We start from the raw sequence: 17,994 nt of genomic DNA, 5'->3' as shown, positions 1-17,994 counted from the left end.
CCAGATTTTGCTGCCGTCAGGATCTTCTTGCTATTTGTGTTTGGTTGGACGGTTTGGCGAAGTGTCGTTCGAGAAATCAGATGGCGTTGCACATTAAAGGTGTTGTAATCGGCGGCGTGTGTTGAGAGAGATCTCCGAGCCGATCCGACGGACTTAGACCGCTGCACCCTTCTCTCGCGATGACAAAGCGGAACGTGCGTGTTTTCTGTACTGTTGCGTATTTTCCCGCCAGTGACTGTTTGCCGTGCATCCCGGAAGTACGAGAGTTTGTCGGCTACCACCTCGTCTGGTGTGTAACCAAGCTTCCTCAGCAGTTTGCGCACCAACTTTAGGACGGCTTTCTTGTTTCTGCGCGATTACACCGGCATTTTCACCACTTCGCCACCGCTATCAATAGCGCGCCACGATACACCCGTTTGCCATTGATTGTGACGAAGACCTCATCGAGATGCCAGCGTGCGGCGGTTCGGGGCGATACCTCCTCAGCCTGTCGGCATAGATCAACCCGAACTTCAAGGCCCGACGCCTGACGGCCTCATAGGAGACATCAATACTGCGCTCTGCGAGGAGATCCTCGACATCGCCAAAGCTGACGGGGAAACAGAAATACAACCAGACGGCATGTTGAATGATCAAGGACGGAAATCGGTATCGGACACAGGAGACTTTCTGCGTCCGACAACAGTACCGAGACGTCGGTATCCAATCATCCGGTTAGGGTGACAGAACCGACCGACCCCTGACCGATGGGCGAAGGATCAGAACCTCGCCGAAAGCATGAAGTGCTCTGACCTCACCGTCCGCGACTTCCACGTGGTATGTCCCCAATGGGCATTGGTCAACGGCAGGTCAATATCAGACATGGGCACCAAACCTATTGCAGGACAGACGGAAGCCAGGTGGCTGCCGCAGGAAAGAAAACCATCAAAAGGCCAAATACAATGCCAACGCCGACAAAGAGCGGAACCTCCCGAAAAGCTTTTTCCGGACTTTCTTTTGCCACGCTGGCGGCCGTATAGACCCCGACGCACACAGGCGGTGTGATCATTCCGATCCCCGCAAAGGCGACGAAGACAATATAGAGGTGAAGGATGTCGAGATTGAGCGACAACGCCAGTGCAGCGAAGATCGGAACTGTCAGATAGAAGACTGGTACGATCTCCACAAAAGTTCCAAGGATCAGGCAGATTGCGGCTACCGCGAACCAAAACATCAAAGGTGTTCCACCCATTTCGGTAAAAAATGTAATTATTTTCTGAGGTGCCTGCGAGTAGGTGAGAACAACACTAAGGAAAGTTGCCATGGCAATGATTGCGAAAATTACAGCGGTGATCATCGCTGTTTGCTTCAGACAATCCATAAATCCTTTTAGCGTGAGTTCTTTGTAAACAAAGAACCCGATCGCCATAGCCCAAACGCCCGCCACGGCTGCAGATTCGGACGGGGTCAAAAGGCCGGCGTAAATTCCGCCCAGAATGATGACCGGCGTAAATAGGCCGGGGAGTGAATTCCAAAATGCGCTGAGTTTTTCGGCGCCGCTCGAGCGAACCGGACTGCGCAGATCGCGGCAGCGCCAACTCACCACGGCTGTCAGCAGGATCAATAGCACCAGCCCTGGCACAAACCCTGCAGCAAATGTTCTGGATACCGGCACATCTGTCAGGGCGCTGAAGAGGATTGCAGCATTGGAAGGCGGTATTAGAGATTCAAGAAATGCAGCAGAGGCGGCAAGCACAATGACAAAGGGCTTCGGGTAACCCTGCTCCACCATTTTTGGCATCATGATTGTACCAACGGCAGTGATTGCAGCAAGGATCGATCCGCAAAATGCAGCAAAGAAGCCCATTGCCAGAACCATCGCGATGCCAAGCCCACCGGGCCAGTGCCCAACCAGAGCCGTTGCAAATGCAACCAAGCGATGAGCCGCACCACCACGCAACATCACCATTCCCGTGAAAATGAAAAGCGGTACTGCAATCAGAACATGCTTGGTCATGGAACCAAACGAAACTTGTATCAACGTAGACCAGGGCAGGTTCATCCCCCAGATTGCAGTGGTTGAACTACCCAATCCAAAGACCATGAAGATTGGAACCGACATGATGAGCAAAACGACGGATATGAAGACGGCGAGGATATTCATGCTGACTGACATCCTTCCTCCGATAGATCGCCAGAGATAAGTGCCTGTAACGTTGCAAGAAACATCTCGAATGCGAATAGTGCGAGGATGCCGAATCCAACTGGAAATGCCAGATACATCCACCAGATTGGGATTTCAAATTCCAGCTCCATAATTTGTCCAAGTTGTCTGAACAAGGTGACGGCCTCTTGTCCTGCGAGCATAAATATGACGGCCCCAATCAGCATCACAGAATAGGTAAATAGGCTGAGATAGAGTGCATGGCGTGGCCGCAGGAACGTCGGCAACAAGTCCACCTGAATATGCTCACCAGTTCGCAACAGCGGACCAAGCAGAGGAAACACCAACCAGGGAACAAGCGCCGGTGGAAGCTCTATGAGCCAGTCATACCCGGTGCCGGAAACAAAGCGCGTTGCAGCACTCGCTGTCAGGGCGGCAACCATTATGGCGACTATTAACATCGCTAACATCGTAGCAATGCGTGAAAGCTGCGTGTTGATGGCACGCAGGACAGAAAGGATGACGGACATTGGCGCGATCCTGATTCAGTGCTTCGAGGGTTTTAAATCTTGGCGGTCGCCATTTTTGGCAACCGCCGCTGTAGGTTAACCGGTCTACTGCTGCGTGACGTAGGCCTGCGCGGCCTTCAGGACCGAGGCATCAATCAGCTCAGCCATACCCGGCAACACTTCTTCGGCAATTAGCACATCAAATTCTGCCTTTGCATCGCCATCAAGAACAGTCACGACACCGCCACGTTCTTCGAATTGAGCAAGAGTTTCCTCACCCGTATTCATGATCGTCGCGGTCGAAACCATGCCAACCTCACGGCCAACATCCAAAAGCAGTTGCTGCAGGTCTTCCGGCAAACCGTTGAACCAGTCCGCATTCGCCATCAGGTAAGCATCCGAAAAATACTGATAAGGCAATTGCCCATACTGCAAATACTCCCACCAGCTATAGGAGCGGATACTGCCTGGAGGGCTGTTGATCGTGTCGATCATGCCCGTCTGAAGGGCGGTATAAACCTCGCGAGTGGGCAATGACACTGTATTTGCGCCAAGTGCCTCCCACAAAGGCCGTTCACTCCGGATCAGAGCGCGGGCTTTCAGCCCCCGCATCGCCTCGACGCTATCCAACTCACGGGCAGCGCTAAAAGTCATCACCGGACCAACTGGATCGAACATCAGCAAGGTCGTGTTGGATTTGCCGGTAATGTCATTCCAGATCTCGCGGCCAGCATTCGTATTCATAAAGAAATCGCGCTGCTGCTCGTAGGATTCGAACAGGCCCGGATAGGCAGCGACATTGTAGTTCTTGTTGACCGGCGGGAAGCTGACAATCGGTACAATTCCGCCGATTTCAATCGCACCGGACGTTAAGGCACCCAGCTGTTCGCGAATGCCAAAAAGCTGACCTGCCGGAAAAAATTCGATACGCAGCCGGCCATCGGCCCGTTTGTTGACCTCGTCTACAAACATCTTTGCATGAATGGCACTGTGATGGGTCGGTCCCCAATGCACGGACATGCGAGCTACTATTTCATCTGCAGAACTCGGCAATGCCTGAATGGTTATCAGCCCGCCAATAGCCAGGCTGGCGAATACTTTTCCGATCACCTTGCGCGTGACAGTTCGTATGGATGAATTCGTCATTCATTCCTCCCTTTACCCCGTCAATTATCACTGATGAGGAATTAGCTGTGTTGGACGGTAAACTCCCGGTCACCGCCTGATCGTCGTCTGGACCGGTCAAATTCAGCCCAGATTTTGTGATCTGGTGTGAACCTATTAACCTGCCGCTCTACCAACAATGATCAAATATTATTCGACATATTCGAAAATCCTATGTGAGCAGCTGGACTGCATCTCGGCAGGCCAGATAGCTCGCACAGATGCGACTTCGCCCGGCCCACCGTTCGTGGGGAATTCGGATCCCCGGACCATCAGGCCTGGCTGCTTGCGAATTGAAGTGAAGTATTGAGTTTTTCGCCAACTGTGGGCGACCGTTCGAGCAATACGCTCTCATTGATGTCCTCAACATTGGCGACACCCAACTGGGCCATTGCCAAGCTCATGTCTTCGGCGAACAACTTAATAAGCGAGTTCAATCCAACCCGGGCTTCGGCACCAAGTGCATAAAGAATCGGTCGGCCCAGCATCGTGAAATCAGCACCCGAAGCCAAAGCCTTGATGACGTCCTCACCGCCACGGATTCCGCTGTCGAAAATCAGAGGGAAGCCCTGACCAACCGCCGCACGTATTTTCGAGACGGTACTGATGGCTGATGGTGCGCTGTCGAGCTGCCTCCCGCCATGGTTGGACACGTAAATCGCGTCTGCTCCACTGCGCTGAATGCGCAGTGCATCGTCAGCCGACATGACGCCTTTCACAATTAGATGATGCGGCCAGATATCCCGCAGCCGATCCAGAAATTGCCAGTCGGCACCTGCCCTGCTGGCGCGACGCACAAATTTGTCGTCTCCGTCCTCAGAAATAAAATTCTGTGGCTTTGGCACACCGCATATTAGGCTCGTCAGCGACCAAACCGGGTGCGTCGCAAAATCAAAAAACTGTTTAGGACCAATTCGAAATGGCATGTCAAAACCATTTCGCTGATCGCGCGGGCGCCGGGACAACTGTGGGACATCCACTGTCAAAACCAGGGTTTCGTATCCCGCTAACTTTGCGCGCTCGACCATTTGAAGAGACGACTCGACCGAATGGCCGACATAAAGCTGAAACCACGCATTCTCACCGGCCCATTTGCGCATGTCCTCGATCGGACTAGACGCAGCGGAGGAAAGACAAATTGGGATGTTGTGAAGACGGGCAGCCTCTGCGACCAATTTGTCTGCTCTAGGCCGAACGAGATTGCACATTCCCATTGGGGCAACACCAAACGGCAAATCATAGTCCCTGCCCAGAAACCGGGTCACGAGCGAACGCTGGCTCACATCCGCCATCACCCGTGGTTGCAGAAGGATTTCATCAAAGCACGATTCATTGCGTGCCGATGTCACCTCCTTTCCCGCAGCACCTTCAACAAAGTCAAAAACCAACCGGGGAAGCTTCTTGCGGGCAAGTTTGCGGGCGTCCTCAGTGGAGAAAATCCTCTTACTGGCGTGGACGCGATTTTCTGGAAGATAAACGATTTTGTTGCCCCAATATAAGTTGGTTGCGATTGATCAATCCAACCTACTTTGAAGGCCTTTGTTGCCTCCAATTGAAAAAAAACCGGGACCTATTTGGAAAATCTATGAATCGGGGAGGCTAGTCAGCCATGCTCAAGGCGGCGGCAATTTCAGTTTGAATAATGATGACGCAACTATTTCAAACTGTTGATGATCGTGGATAACCGACCAATTTCTTGCCAGAACGACTCAATCCGAATACCGGCTGACTTCTTCCAACCTGTTCTTGAGTTGCTGGGCAAGTAAATCGGCAAACTCCAACGCGTGTTTGGAGAGGCGTTCGCGACCCGAAGCTATAAGTGCAACATGATATTTCAGGTTTTGTTTGATAGGCCTGAACGCAACGCCACCAAGTCTGACCGCCTGTTCTGCCGAAAAGGGATCGGCAATCGCAAAAACACCTGTATCACGCACCAAAGAGGCCGCCACAGGCATATTGGTGGCTGACAAGCGTGATCGGCGCTGCATTTCAGTGGATAGCTCACTGTCTATCGACATCATTTCATCCGGATATGCGCCGCCAAATGTCACAAAACGCTCTTCGTTAACAAGATGCGCCAAATCCACGCTGCCTGCCTCTCCAACGAGCGGGTGCTCTTCCGGCATCAGACAAACATATGGGGCGCTTGCCTGAAAGAGGACTTCAACACCTTTATATGGAGGCTGTCGTCCCACAATCCCGAGATCAAATTGCTGCAACTGAACGGCGTCCAGTATGGCCGGGGTATTGCGGGAGTGTATCATGAACCGGATATCGGCGTATTGCCGATAAAGCTGGTTGATTGCCTTGGGCAACTCAATTGTCGCTATTGACTGTATGGTACCAATGGAGATTTCGCCCCCAGTTGTCGTGCGGATCGATGTTGCCAGTTCTTGCAGCCTATCGATCCCGACAAACATACCCTCTACACCTCCGTAGAAAGTCCGCGCCTCAACTGTGGGAGCAAGGCCCCGCCCAACGCGCGTAAACAACTCGAATCCGACAGAGCGTTCGAGGTCTGAAATCAATCGGCTAACACTCGGTTGCGATATATGCAGCATCTCCGCGGCTTCGGTGATGGATCCACAGCGCATGGTTGCCCGAAACGCCTCAAGTTGACGCAAATTCACTGTGTTCTCCCGGGTTAAACTGATGCACTGCGTGCATATATCTCATATCCACATTTGAAAACACTAAGTATGATGCCGTCGAGCATCTGGACACATTTCATTGGGTTCTGTCACACCAACTAGACAATCGGTTGCCGACGTACGGACCTGAATTTATCCCTGGTTGCGCTGATGTCCGAATGTTCGCGCAATCCCGACATTACATCACTTCATTTGCGGGTTGTTCCTTTGCACGTCACCACCAAGGTGTCGGCATGACGTCTAATTTCTAGCAGCCGATGCAGCACGAATGGTGTTGTTCGCCCTGCCACTTCACGTGTCCGCGGGTGAAATTGGCTGAGCTTAACCTGCCGGATGAAGCAGCCAGTACTGCCCGTCGTCAGGGATTTTGAGACCAATTTTGGTCTGAACTAATGGAGGCTCTGGCTCATCAGAGTTTTTGTTTAAAGTGCGATCTTTCGTTGTAGCAAGCGCAGCTGTTTGATGGTGTTGCGGTAGTAAGTGGTTTTCGAGCAGGATGCGGTTCTTCAGCTTCTTCCGCCCGCCAATTTAGCTGGTACTTAGACCTTGGTCCTGAAGCACAGCAGTCATGTTTCGCACGAGTTGGTCCATGTGCCGCAAATCAACTCCGAAGATGCTGGTTTGCGCAAGAATGGCTGCGACCAACGCGGACGAATCGCCTCCACATCCTTCGGCTGCACCCCGAACAGCGGCCAATTGCGGGTCGTTCAACTCAAAGCGATATCCGTCGCAATCCCGTGCGGAAACAAGCCGGATCCATGACGCGATGCTGACTGCAAGGTGGTCAACCGGCAAATCCGCCGCAAGCCGCTCGCGCAGCGGCTCCAATATCCGCTGGGGCAACTTCTGAGACGTATCGGCCGCAATCTGGATCAACCGATGCTGGAGGGCCGGATTGCAGAACCGCCCAATCAGAATATCCTGGTATTCGGCTAGATCTACATCTAGGGGCATAGACAGCGTCGGCCCCATTTCGTCGCTCATCAGCCGGCGCGTAAAGTCAGCTAGCTTTGGGTCGGCCATAGCCTCCGACACTGTTTCGTACCCGGCAAGTAGTCCCAAGCAGGCTAGTGCCGTGTGGCTGCCATTCAACAGACGCAGTTTCATCGTCTCAAAAGGAGCCACGTCAAAAACCAGTTGCGCACCGACCTTTTCAAATGCCGGGCGCCCTGCGCAGAAATTATCTTCAATTACCCATTGCCGAAACGGTTCAGTTACCACGGGCCACCGGTCACAAATGCCGGTATCCTTCATAAGCACGGACTTGTCTTGCGGAACCGTCGCAGGAACGATCCTGTCGACCATCGTGCACGGAAAAGCAACCATATCGGCAATCCAAGCTGCAAGTTCGGAGTCAAGTAGTTCCGCGAAGCCTAGAACCGCAGTCCGACATGTTGCGCCGTTTGACGGTAGGTTGTCGCAGCTAAGAACTGTAAATGGGCACAGCCCCGCTTCACGGCGCAGACGCAGCGCCTCAACAAGGAACCCCGGCGCAGATCTCGGACAATGCGGTTCAGCAAGATCAGCGACAATGTCAGGGTGCCGGGGGTTCAACTGACCGGTCGCCGGATCGTGGCAGTACCCCTTTTCAGTGATCGTCAAAGACACGATTTTTGTTTCCGGACGCGCCATTGCCGTGAGCACATCATGGCGTTCATCTGAAGCGACAAGGGTGTCGATCACACTGCCGATCACCCGATAGTCTGTACGAAATTGTGACCTCTCGATAACAGTGTAAAGCCCATCCTGGGGGACAAGCGCTTTGGCAGTATTCGGGCGGCGCAGAGAAACTCCAACAATGCCCCAGCCAGGGTCACTTGCCAATAAATCATCCACATATACCGCCTGATGCGCCCGGTGAAAGGCGCCGATGCCAAGATGCACAATACCGGGCCTGACCGCGTTGCGGTCGTAGTCAGGTTTGGTTATCGATAGGTGTTTCAGCAACCGGTTGCTCAGTTTCACGGCAATGGCCCTTCCCCTTTGCTGCAGGATTTCAACGCATGCACCGTTGACTGCCCGTAAATCGCACCGCCAGATCGATCATGGCAGGTCGGTCTCAGTGAGTTGATCCGTCAGCATCTGTCGCTGCGTTTTGTTCATGGATCAGTTTCTCTGGATCCATAACCACGAGCAATGAATCGAAAGCTCCGTGCGAGCCAACATGTGACACCACAGCTGACCACGCTTAATTCGCATTTCCCGGTGGCCACACATTTCCGGACAACGCAACAGACCGGCACCGGCGAAGGTTCCGCCTGCGCGGGTGATTCCGGCGATCATTGCCGATACTCCAACGCGGTGATGACTCCGCGCAGTTCCGCCAGGCCCTTCAATCGACCTATCGCTGTGTAGCCCGGGTTTAATCCCACCTTACGGAGGTCGTCCAGCATCTGGTGCCCATGATCGGGGCGAAACGGGATGGCATAATCGGACCGGCCGGCTCGCTGGCGATGTTGCTCTTCTGCAAGTAGTTCGCGGATGACGGCAACCATATCCACATCGCTGTCAAGATGTTGGGCCTCATGAAAACTCTCGACATCCCTCTCACGGCGGGTACCGCGCAGATGAGCAAAATAGATTCGATGTCCGAATTCGCAAACCATTGCCGGCAGGTTGTTTTGCGGATGCACCCCCAAACTTCCGGAGCAGAATGTCAGACCATTTGCATCACTGGATGCGGCGGAAAACAGTGCTGCCAGATCATCGCGAGTTGAAACCACCCTCGGCAAACCCAGAAGCGGGCGGGGTGGATCATCGGGATGAATTGCCAGCCTGATTCCCAGGTCTTCGGCCACTGGCAGAATCTGATGCAGAAATGCAACAAGGTTGGCGCGCAGTTCTTTGCGGCCAATACCGTCGTAACGGCGAATTGCCTTGCGAAGCCCCTCAAGTGTACTGGCTTCTGTCGTGCTTCCCGGTAATCCCGCAAGTATATTTCGGGTAAGCGTGTCGACATCACCCGCGCCCATCGCCCAATAGTAGGCTTCAGCGCTATCTCTCCGGGCCGTATCGTAATCCTCCGCCGCATCCGGACGTTTTAGAATAAACAGGTCAAATGCCGCAAATGCTGTCGCATCGAACCGCAACGCCCGGGCACCGGACGGCATAATCCACTCCAAGTCGGTGCGGGTCCAGTCCAGTAAGGGCATAAAATTATAGCAAATCGTTTTGATTCCGGCCTTGGCGAGCGCGCGCAGAGTTTGGATATAGTTATCGACAAACCGTTTGCCGGCTGGATCAGCCCGTTTTATCGCGTCATGCACGGGAATGCTCTCAACAACGCTCCAACGCAGTATCGCACCCGGCGCTCCATGCATCTCGATTTTGGCTTTGTGGGAATCGATTTCCTGTGAACCCCAGACTTCCCCAATGGGAATGTCGTGCAGAGCTGAAACTATATCAGTTGCGCCCGCTTGGCGGATATCGTCGAGCGAAACGGGATCGGTCGGTCCATACCAGCGCCAAGCTTGTCTCATGCGGCGAGCTTTCTATTTCCAGTTTCAGTAATCATTCAAAAAAATTAGCCAAACCCAGCGACAATGCGGGAATGAAGGTCACCAGTACCAATACAGCGACCATTGCCATGTAAAACGGTAATAGGGCGGCCAGCGTCCTTTCGATTTTTACGTCGCCGATACCGCATCCAACCATCAAGGATGTTCCGACCGGAGGAGTGCAAACTCCGATCCCCAGGTTCAGGATCATGATTATGCCGAAATGGATGGGATCAACACCGATCTTGATGGCTATAGGCAGCAAAATGGGGGTCATGACTAGAATGAGAACCCCCATATCCATCAACATGCCAAGAACCAGCAGCAGGATATTGATCATCAACAGAATGGTCGCGGGGTTTGAGGACTGGCTCAGGATGTAATCCGACAAGATGGTTGGCACCTTCAGATACGACAACAGAAAGCCAAATGCCGAAGAGGTCATGATGATAGCAACAACCATGCCTAGAGAGGCCAGTGTACCCGCCATTATTCGGCGCATCTTTTGCCTGTCCATGGTCCTATAGATGAACACTGTCACAAGCAGAGCATAAACAACAGCAACAGCAGCGGATTCAGTCGCGGTGAATACTCCACCAACGATACCGCCGATAATAATCACGATGGTGAATAATCCGACCGAGGCACGCCCGACAATGCCCAGGCTGTTCCACAGCCCATAGGTATCGCCGGTCGGGTGATTTTGGCGCACGGCGGCCAGCCAACAAAGGATCATCAGCGCTATCGACAGCAGTACTCCAGGCACATAGCCGGCAAGAAAAAGCTTGCCGATTGGCAATCCGCCGGCGGCCAGCGCGTAGTAGATCATGTTCTGGCTCGGCGGAATCAACACGCCCTGAACCGACGAGGTAACCGTGACGGCAACTGAGTATTCCGGGGAATAGCCGCGCTTTTTCATTGCGGGAATCAGGAAAGACCCTATCGAGGCGACGTCTGCCACCGAGGATCCGGAAATACCACCAAAAAAGGTGCTGGCCACGACATTGCCCTGCGCAAGCCCGCCGCGGAAGCGTCCGACAAGCACTTCCGCAAATTTCACCAGTCGGTCAGAGATACCGCCTTCCGTCATGATATTTCCGACAAGGATAAAAAAAGGCACTGCCAGAAAAGTGAAGCTGAACAGCCCGTTCACCATCCGCTGGCCAACCATCAGTATAGGCAGATCAAGGTAAATCGCGGTAACAACCGAGGACATTCCCAACGCAAAAGCCACCGGCACCCGAAGGATCATCAGCCCGAGAAAACCGCCAAGCAGCAATGCTATCCCAACACCTTGTTCGGTCATGATGTTGTCTCGGGTTCGGCAAATTCATCAGGCCGAAGCGAGCCGGTCACAATGTTGGTTATGGCATTCAGCACTATGAGCGCTCCGCCTGTAAAGGCCGAATAATAGAGAAGATATTTCGGGATGCCGGAGGCAGGCAAAAGCGCAACGCCGGCCAAGTCAACAAGCTTTGAACCGCTGAAAAGCAGAACAAGCGCAAAGCATAGGATAATCAAATGGGCGAACACATCCAAAACATACCCGCCCGTCTTTCCCAGCAAATCACGAAAGAAGACGATGGCTATGTGATGATGATCCCTGACACAAATCGCCGTAGCGAGCATTCCATACCAGACGAGGCACAGCATAGCCGCCTCTTCAGACCATTTTGTCGGGCTGTTGAATATGTAACGTAGGACAACCTGCATGAAAGTAACAGCAACAATCAATTCCAGAAGCCGGTTACAGGCTGAGCGTGCGATACGGTTCAGCATGTCGACAAACCTTGCGAGGCTCTGGATGGCCGAAGGCAGCGCTAACAATTCCGCTCTCCTTGTCGTGTTGGAGGCCGGGCAATCGCCCGGCCGTGGTGAACCTATCTAGTTTGCGGCTCGAATTTGAACGATCAGATCGCCCAAATGCGGAAATTCTTCATAAATCGGCAGTATTGCCTCCTGGAATGGTCCGTTGTCGATTTCCTGGACGGTGACACCGGCACTTTCGATCTTGGCACGGGCTTCATCGTTAGCGGCGAACATCAGTTCGCGCTCGTACATTGCGGCTTCGTGCGCAGCCCGCGAAATTGCACCCTGCAGATCGGCGGAAAGACTGTCGAAGCGAGCCTTGTTCATAATGAGAATCGCCGGTGGGCTGAGATGGCCGTCTATGACGTAGTTAGGCGCCACCTCGTAATGGCCCGAGGTTAGAAAACTGACGAAGTCGTTTTCCGCCCCATCGATCACGCCGGTTTGCAGGCTCGAGAAAACCTCGCCATAATTCATCGGCGTCGGCACGCCGCCGAGCAGTTCTACCATGCGGATCGAGATCGGTGAATTCTGTACCCGGATCTTCAAGCCGGCAAGATCGTCAATGCTGGATACCGGTGCCCCCTCACGAGTGTAAAAACTGCGCGAGCCAGCTTCCATGAAGTCAAATCCGATCAGTCCGGCCTGTGCCATATCAGCGCGCACGCCTTGGCCAATTTTGCCATCAAGAACTTTGTATTTATGTTCAGTGCTACTGAAGATATACGGCAGGGTGAAAACCCCGACCGACGGCGTAACATTTGCCAAAGGCACTGTATTAACGCGCGCCATGTCGACAACCCCGGCCTGGGTCATTTCTATACTCTCGACCTCTTGACCCAGCTGGGCACCCGAATAAACTTCAACCTTCACCTCGCCATCGGTGTATTCACCGACCAGTTCGGCAAAACGATGCATAGCTACGGTCACCGGGTTCGTTTCCGGCTGGTTTTCAGCCAGGCGCAAAACGGTTTCCGCAGTCGCCAGTCCTGCGCTGCAAAAAATCATGCAGACAGCAAGCAATAGTCCTTTGTTCAAGTGCATGTGTGTCATTGGTTTCCTCCCTGGATGACGACAAAGTTGTGGTTTCATTCAATTGTGAACGGACCGATATGGGTATTGCTGACAAACCACTCGTCAGATCTGGTTTCCCATTCGACAACACCGTCTGTAGCGCCCAATGGAACGGCTTCGTGCTGATCGCTGATGAAGCGCAACGGATTTTCCCGCATGAGCTGCAACAAATTTGGGACAGTTTGATCAAACCAGACCGCCATGTTGCGAACCATCTGGTCCATAGTGACCGACGATCCCGCGAGATAGCGGGAGCCGGGAATACGCACGGAACGATCTTCCGCTAGCTCGATCGCCGCATCTCCCAGCGTATAGGGACCGGGCCACATACTATGCCCGGCGGCGGCGACTGCGTCTGTTGTCAGGATTGTACGCAGGGGCCCCTTGGCCCGCAGCATCGTTTGCAGAGCTGGAAGCGGCACGTGAATGCCATCGGCGATAAACATTGCCGTCAGCCGGTCGTCGGCCAATTGCCAGAAAATTGGATTGTCGGTTTTGTGCAGCATCTGCGGCAAGCCATTGCCAAGATGCGTGCATAATCGCGCGCCAGCCTCAACCGCCGCAGAAATTTGGTCCGCGTTCGCCGCTGAATGGCCGATCGCAACCTGTGTTCCGCGTTCCGTAAGCGCTTGGATTATTTCAATGGCGCCATCGACTTCCGGCGCAATGGTCACAAGCTTTATCTTCCGTGACGACACCGCCTGAAGTTGATCGACGAGCACTAGGTCCGCCGCTGTCATATGCGAGCCATTGTGTGCCCCGCTAAACCCGTCTTTTGGTGACAGAAATGGGCCCTCGATGTGGTATCCTACGACCATGTGCGGTCCTAACCGGCTGGTCGACACCGCCTTGTCCAGTTCGCGCAGTGTACTGACCATGCGGTGAGGCGAGCCGGTAATTATCGTCGGCAAAAGGGCCGTGACGCCGGTTTTGGCCAAACTCACAAGGGCCTGATCCAGTTGCTCGCCGGTTATCTCGCCCCGGTTGAAATCCAGCCCATCGAAGCCGTTAACCTGGAGGTCGATCAATCCCTGAGTAGCAAATTTGCCGTCAAATCCAACTGCGACTTCGCCTTCTGGTGCAGCGTCCCCGCGTGGAACCAAGCTGCCATTGGGCAACAGATTCAGAGAGACGAATTTCCCCTCAGCGGTACGGTGCACCTCGATCGGAACTGGCTCTGAACGCGTGCGAATGCCAGCAGGAAATGATTGAAACTCACCCACGCCCGCACCCCGTAGTCAACCGACCGCCAGCGGACTTGTCCAGAAACAGCCTTGTTTCGCCATGCTTTTGCAGGATGGAAGCTGGGCACAGATTGCTGACAGGTCCTTCAACCGCATTGCGAACTGCGATGGCCTTGCGTTCGTCCGGCACCGTGCAGATGATTGCCCTTGAATTCATAATCTGGCGAATGCCCATTGTGATTGCTTCAGTGGGAACGTCCTCGATGGTTTCAAACCAGCCTTCATTAATTTGTTGAGTGCGGCACGGCTGATCGAGCGTGACCCGCAGATAGGGAGCTTCGGTCATAAAATCAGCGGGCGGATCATTAAATGCCAAGTGCCCATTCTCCCCGATGCCAACAAAAGCAACATCGATGGGGGCTTTGGTCACCTCCGCGCTCAGTCTCATAATTTCCGCGTCAACGTTATCCGCTTCCCCATTGACCGCTTCGAAGTGGCCCAGTTCGGGAATCAAATTTACAAAGCGAGTTCTCAAGTAATTTACAAAACTCGCCCTGTGTGAACGGGACAGACCGATATATTCATCCAAATGAAAAACCGTGCATTTCGACCAGTCGATATCATTTCTTGAGACAAGATTCCTCAGCACATCAAACTGGCTGGAGCCTGTAGCAAGGATAACTCGTACGGTACCCCGCTCTCGAAGGGCACGCTGGATGTAAACCGCTCCACAATCAGCAGCCCGCTTGCTCGCTTCCGTCCGGGTTTTGTCAATGGCAATCTTCATTGTCGCTCCATTTTTTTACAATTATGTACTTAAATACAAAAATGTCAATAAAATATCCACATCTGGCAAAAGCGCCTGGAAAACCTGTAGTTTTTCCATATGATCTGATTCAAAAGGACAGACCGGCCAATGACCTCGATCCCGATGAGCGACTACTACTTTCGACAATACGAACTTGACGGCGTTGATTTTCCTGCCGGACGTAAGGGACGGATATTGTCCGCCATCTGCCATGGCGACAATCCAACCCGAAAGAAGATCGCCACAGACATGGCACTCAGGCCCGCGACGGTTTCCGATTTGGTTTTGGAGTTGATTCGGGACGGTCTGGTCATTGAATCGCGACCGACACAAGCATTGCAAAAAGGACGGCCCGAAATACTCCTCTCCCCCGCATCCAATCGTCTTTGTGCTGTCGTGTTCCATGCAGTTTCACACACGATTCACTGCGCCGTAGTCGATTTCTCCGGCAGGATTCACTTCGAGGCTAAGGAGCAAGTGCACGCAGACAGAATAGACAAGCACGGTTTTACTGATGTCATTGAGCGTCTGTCGGCACAAAGCCGGCCACACATTCCCAAAGCAGCGGAACATTGCGGATTTGCACTATCTTTACCGGGAATTGTCGATGAGCCAGGCAAGCGTTGGGTTTATTCCGCGTATTGGCCGAAGCTGCCTGATTTCGACCTGAACATCTTGTCAGACATATTGAGGTCTCAGGTTATCGTCAGAAAGAACCTGAATTGCGAATTGAGGGCGCGGATCTCCCGCCACGCCCGCATCAGAAACAAGAAAACCCTGCTTATTCACTGGGGCATAGGTATTGGAGCTGCGTTCGCGAGCAACGGCAAAGAACTGGATTTCGGCGATGGATTTGGTGAAATCGGGCACTGTGTTCTCGATCCGGAAAGCACAGCTCATTGCAAGTGCGGTATGATCGGATGCATGGAGGCTGAAGCTGGCCTGTGGGCGCTGGCGACCCAATCAGAAAACCAACCGATCCCGATCGACGAGCATAAGTTCGAGGAGTTTCTTAAAATGTGCTCGGATAAAAGCTTTCTGAAGCGCCCGATTTTGCTGATGGCACATACACTGCGCAATTTGACACTGACGCTTATGCCTGACGAGATTGTCCTTACCGGACCGTTTGTCCAAAGCCCGGATACGTTTCAGCTCCTGCTGGATGAATTCGAGCAGATATTGCCCGAACGGTCCCTGGTCAGTAAAGGTCGCCGGCCTGCGGTTGTCTCAAGCCGCCGCAGCAAGAGTGACGAAATAATCGGAGCGGCCTCCGACCTGTTTCGTCCCGCGATTGGTTTGCTTTGCGGTAATAAGTCTAATCAGCCCCATGAAAGTTGACGGGGTTGTGGTGCGCTCGTCTTTGGGCGCTGTCACGTTGCAGAACGGTTGCCGCGTGAAGTTGGCCCGCAGCCATGCTCATGCTGCGACTGTCACAGCCTTCCATGCGCTCATCGCTTCATTGCGAAATTGGCGTAGTGGTTTTCGGGAGATTAGGTGGCGCTGGACGTTGAAGATCTTATTCAGGGATTACAGGGCCTGCTTCAGGCGGGGCTTCCATCAGAGCAGCGCGCTTCGAAAGACGCACAGCAGTCAGCGTGCTGATGGTGTTGGTTGCAGGGGCAGGATTTAAACCTTCAAACAAAAGGCGGATAACACGTTGCCGGCTTCGCCGAACGAAACCAAACTCTCAGCACTCGCAAGATTTGCGTTGGATCATCGTGTTACTTTGTTGATCCCTCCGCGCACGGAATTCGGTGAGCCCCTGCTCTAACCACCTGAGATCTCGAGCTTGTTCGGCCAGTCCATCACTCGATCAACTGATACGGTTGCGTAATCCAATATCATTGAAAATCCATGCCGACAGTACGCCGGTTGCCACACCGCAAGCCAAGCCTCAACGCAAGCTGGCACCATCATCAACTCAAGACACTGATTTTATTTATAAAAAATGGTAGCGGGAGAGGGACTTGAACCCCCGACACGCGGATTATGATTCCGCTGCTCTAACCACCTGAGCTACCCCGCCGGACCAGTCAGGAACGGCGCGATATAATGGCGCACAATCGCTGGTGTCAAGCAAAAGCTTGCAGAAAATGCAGCCGGCCACTTGCGTGCCCTCTTCCGGGCCGATATGGCAACGGCAAAGCAACCAGCACAATGCAGAAAAAAGCAATGAAAACCAATCCGGCCATCGCCGTCATCGGCTGCGGATACTGGGGCCGTAACCACGTCAGGACGCTCAGCCAACTGGGCGCGCTCTTCGCCGTCGCCGACCAGGACACCGCACGCGCCGCCGCCCTTGCCGAAGAGTTCGGCGTGGAGACGGTCGATCCGCAAGCCGCCCTGTCGGATCCGCGCATTGACGCCGTCGTCCTTGCCCTGCCGCCGCAACTTCACGCACAGACCGCGCTTGCGGCGATTGCCGCCGGCAAGCATGTGCTTGTTGAAAAGCCCATCGCCCTTAACGTTGCCGATGCGACGCGGGTGGTTGAAGCCGGGAAAAGGGCCGGCGTCGCGGTGATGACTGGTCATGTGTTGCGCTTTCACCCGGCATTTGAGACCCTTGCCCAGATGGCGTCGGACGGCGCCTTTGGAAAGCTGCAATACATACACTCCCACCGCGTCGGCCTTGGCAAGTTTCACACCGAAAACGATGCACTTTGGGACATCGCGCCCCACGACCTGTCGCTGATATTGGCGCTGACCGGCGAAGAGCCCAGTGACATTCGCGGCGAAGGGTCCGCCGTGCTCAATCATCTGAGTGATTTTGCCCATCTGCATCTGGCATTTCCGGGCGGCATCCGCTCGCATGTCTTCGCTTCACGCCTGAACCCCTACCGCGAGCGGCGGCTGACCGTCATCGGCGAAAAGGCAATGGCCGTATTCGACGATGTCGCGCCGTGGCATGAGAAACTGGCGGTTTATGACCACAAAGTGTGGAAAAACGACGCAGGCCTGCAATTCGAGACTGCCGAACCGCGTTATGTCTCCGTGTCCGACGGCCTGCCGCTGACCAAGGAATGCGCGCATTTCATCGACTGCATCCGCACCGGCAACCCGCCTCGAACCCCTGCCGAGGAAGGCCTTGCCGTCATCAAAATCCTCTCAGCCGGCACCGTCACCCACGATTGAACCGGAAATCCGGGATGTAAAAT

General features: G+C 53.7%; 14 protein-coding genes, 1 tRNA gene and 2 pseudogenes. 2 read left to right on the top strand and 15 right to left on the bottom strand.

Going from position 1 to position 17,994, the window contains the following annotated elements:
• Positions 1-56 precede the first annotated feature (56 nt).
• From ABVT35_RS18395 to ABVT35_RS18335, 13 genes and pseudogenes are all read right to left on the bottom strand, one after another.
• Positions 57-702: pseudogene (locus ABVT35_RS18395) on the bottom strand (IS6 family transposase); the annotation flags it as partial.
• A 172-nt stretch (positions 703-874) separates the two neighbouring features.
• Positions 875-2,143, bottom strand: coding sequence for a TRAP transporter large permease (locus ABVT35_RS18390; RefSeq protein ID WP_368468292.1), 1,269 nt, complete (start codon positions 2,141-2,143; stop codon positions 875-877).
• Positions 2,140-2,673 carry a TRAP transporter small permease gene (locus ABVT35_RS18385; RefSeq protein WP_368468290.1) on the bottom strand — a complete coding sequence of 178 codons (534 nt, stop codon included), beginning with the start codon at positions 2,671-2,673 and terminating at the stop codon, positions 2,140-2,142. Before ABVT35_RS18385 ends, ABVT35_RS18390 begins: the two co-directional genes overlap by 4 nt.
• Before the next feature lie 84 nt (positions 2,674-2,757).
• Complete coding sequence (locus tag ABVT35_RS18380; protein WP_368468288.1) at positions 2,758-3,798, bottom strand: TRAP transporter substrate-binding protein; 1,041 nt, start codon at positions 3,796-3,798, stop codon at positions 2,758-2,760.
• Positions 3,799-4,088: 290 nt separating this feature from the next.
• Positions 4,089-5,255, bottom strand: coding sequence for an alpha-hydroxy acid oxidase (locus tag ABVT35_RS18375; protein ID WP_368468848.1), 1,167 nt, complete (start codon positions 5,253-5,255; stop codon positions 4,089-4,091).
• A 270-nt stretch (positions 5,256-5,525) separates the two neighbouring features.
• The gene (locus ABVT35_RS18370) at positions 5,526-6,446 is read right to left on the bottom strand and encodes a LysR family transcriptional regulator (RefSeq protein WP_368468287.1); all 921 of its coding nucleotides are present in this window, start codon (positions 6,444-6,446) and stop codon (positions 5,526-5,528) included.
• Between the two features lie 549 nt (positions 6,447-6,995).
• The gene (locus ABVT35_RS18365; RefSeq protein WP_368468286.1) at positions 6,996-8,432 is read right to left on the bottom strand and encodes a mannitol dehydrogenase family protein; all 1,437 of its coding nucleotides are present in this window, start codon (positions 8,430-8,432) and stop codon (positions 6,996-6,998) included.
• Between the two features lie 314 nt (positions 8,433-8,746).
• A complete protein-coding gene (uxuA, locus tag ABVT35_RS18360) occupies positions 8,747-9,946 on the bottom strand; it encodes a mannonate dehydratase (protein WP_368468284.1) in 1,200 nt (399 codons plus the stop codon).
• A 31-nt stretch (positions 9,947-9,977) separates the two neighbouring features.
• Positions 9,978-11,270 carry a TRAP transporter large permease gene (locus ABVT35_RS18355; RefSeq protein WP_368468283.1) on the bottom strand — a complete coding sequence of 431 codons (1,293 nt, stop codon included), beginning with the start codon at positions 11,268-11,270 and terminating at the stop codon, positions 9,978-9,980.
• Positions 11,267-11,791 carry a TRAP transporter small permease gene (locus ABVT35_RS18350; protein WP_368468282.1) on the bottom strand — a complete coding sequence of 175 codons (525 nt, stop codon included), beginning with the start codon at positions 11,789-11,791 and terminating at the stop codon, positions 11,267-11,269. The genes ABVT35_RS18355 and ABVT35_RS18350 overlap by 4 nt, the downstream gene beginning before the upstream one ends.
• A 57-nt stretch (positions 11,792-11,848) precedes the next feature.
• Entirely contained in the window at positions 11,849-12,826 is a 978-nt protein-coding gene (locus tag ABVT35_RS18345) for a TRAP transporter substrate-binding protein (protein ID WP_368468281.1), read from the bottom strand.
• Between the two features lie 35 nt (positions 12,827-12,861).
• Positions 12,862-14,070: an N-acetylglucosamine-6-phosphate deacetylase gene (locus ABVT35_RS18340; protein ID WP_368468278.1), complete on the bottom strand. Its 1,209-nt coding sequence runs from the start codon at positions 14,068-14,070 to the stop codon at positions 12,862-12,864.
• A complete protein-coding gene (locus ABVT35_RS18335; RefSeq protein WP_368468277.1) occupies positions 14,063-14,818 on the bottom strand; it encodes a glucosamine-6-phosphate deaminase in 756 nt (251 codons plus the stop codon). Before ABVT35_RS18335 ends, ABVT35_RS18340 begins: the two co-directional genes overlap by 8 nt.
• A 129-nt stretch (positions 14,819-14,947) precedes the next feature.
• On the opposite strand from ABVT35_RS18335, the gene ABVT35_RS18330 reads away from it, so the two are divergent.
• Entirely contained in the window at positions 14,948-16,177 is a 1,230-nt protein-coding gene (locus tag ABVT35_RS18330; protein ID WP_368468275.1) for an ROK family protein, read from the top strand.
• Between the two features lie 78 nt (positions 16,178-16,255).
• Here the strand turns inward: ABVT35_RS18330 and ABVT35_RS18325 are convergent.
• Positions 16,256-16,351: pseudogene (locus ABVT35_RS18325) on the bottom strand (IS6 family transposase); the annotation flags it as partial.
• Positions 16,352-16,788: 437 nt separating this feature from the next.
• Positions 16,789-16,865, bottom strand: a tRNA-Met gene (locus ABVT35_RS18320).
• Between the two features lie 146 nt (positions 16,866-17,011).
• Between ABVT35_RS18320 and ABVT35_RS18315 the strand changes: the two genes are divergently transcribed.
• Complete coding sequence (locus ABVT35_RS18315) at positions 17,012-17,971, top strand: Gfo/Idh/MocA family protein (protein ID WP_368468274.1); 960 nt, start codon at positions 17,012-17,014, stop codon at positions 17,969-17,971.
• Positions 17,972-17,994 lie beyond the last annotated feature (23 nt).

This window comes from Hoeflea sp. TYP-13, from assembly GCF_040932035.1.
GTDB lineage: Bacteria > Pseudomonadota > Alphaproteobacteria > Rhizobiales > Rhizobiaceae > Hoeflea_A.
The sequence above is the reverse complement of the archived record's forward strand: the minus strand, read 5'-3'. Positions and strand labels throughout refer to the sequence as shown.

Bases quoted from the DNA above. Each gene is read 5' to 3' on its own strand.
- ABVT35_RS18390 (WP_368468292.1), bottom strand. From the start codon at position 2,143: ATGAATATCCTCGCCGTCTTCATATCCGTCGTTTTGCTCATCATGTCG.
- ABVT35_RS18385 (WP_368468290.1), bottom strand. From the start codon at position 2,673: ATGTCCGTCATCCTTTCTGTCCTGCGTGCCATCAACACGCAGCTTTCA.
- ABVT35_RS18380 (WP_368468288.1), bottom strand. From the start codon at position 3,798: ATGACGAATTCATCCATACGAACTGTCACGCGCAAGGTGATCGGAAAA.
- uxuA (WP_368468284.1), bottom strand. From the start codon at position 9,946: ATGAGACAAGCTTGGCGCTGGTATGGACCGACCGATCCCGTTTCGCTC.
- ABVT35_RS18355 (WP_368468283.1), bottom strand. From the start codon at position 11,270: ATGACCGAACAAGGTGTTGGGATAGCATTGCTGCTTGGCGGTTTTCTC.
- ABVT35_RS18345 (WP_368468281.1), bottom strand. From the start codon at position 12,826: ATGACACACATGCACTTGAACAAAGGACTATTGCTTGCTGTCTGCATG.
- ABVT35_RS18335 (WP_368468277.1), bottom strand. From the start codon at position 14,818: ATGAAGATTGCCATTGACAAAACCCGGACGGAAGCGAGCAAGCGGGCT.
- ABVT35_RS18330 (WP_368468275.1), top strand. From the start codon at position 14,948: ATGACCTCGATCCCGATGAGCGACTACTACTTTCGACAATACGAACTT.
- ABVT35_RS18315 (WP_368468274.1), top strand. From the start codon at position 17,012: ATGAAAACCAATCCGGCCATCGCCGTCATCGGCTGCGGATACTGGGGC.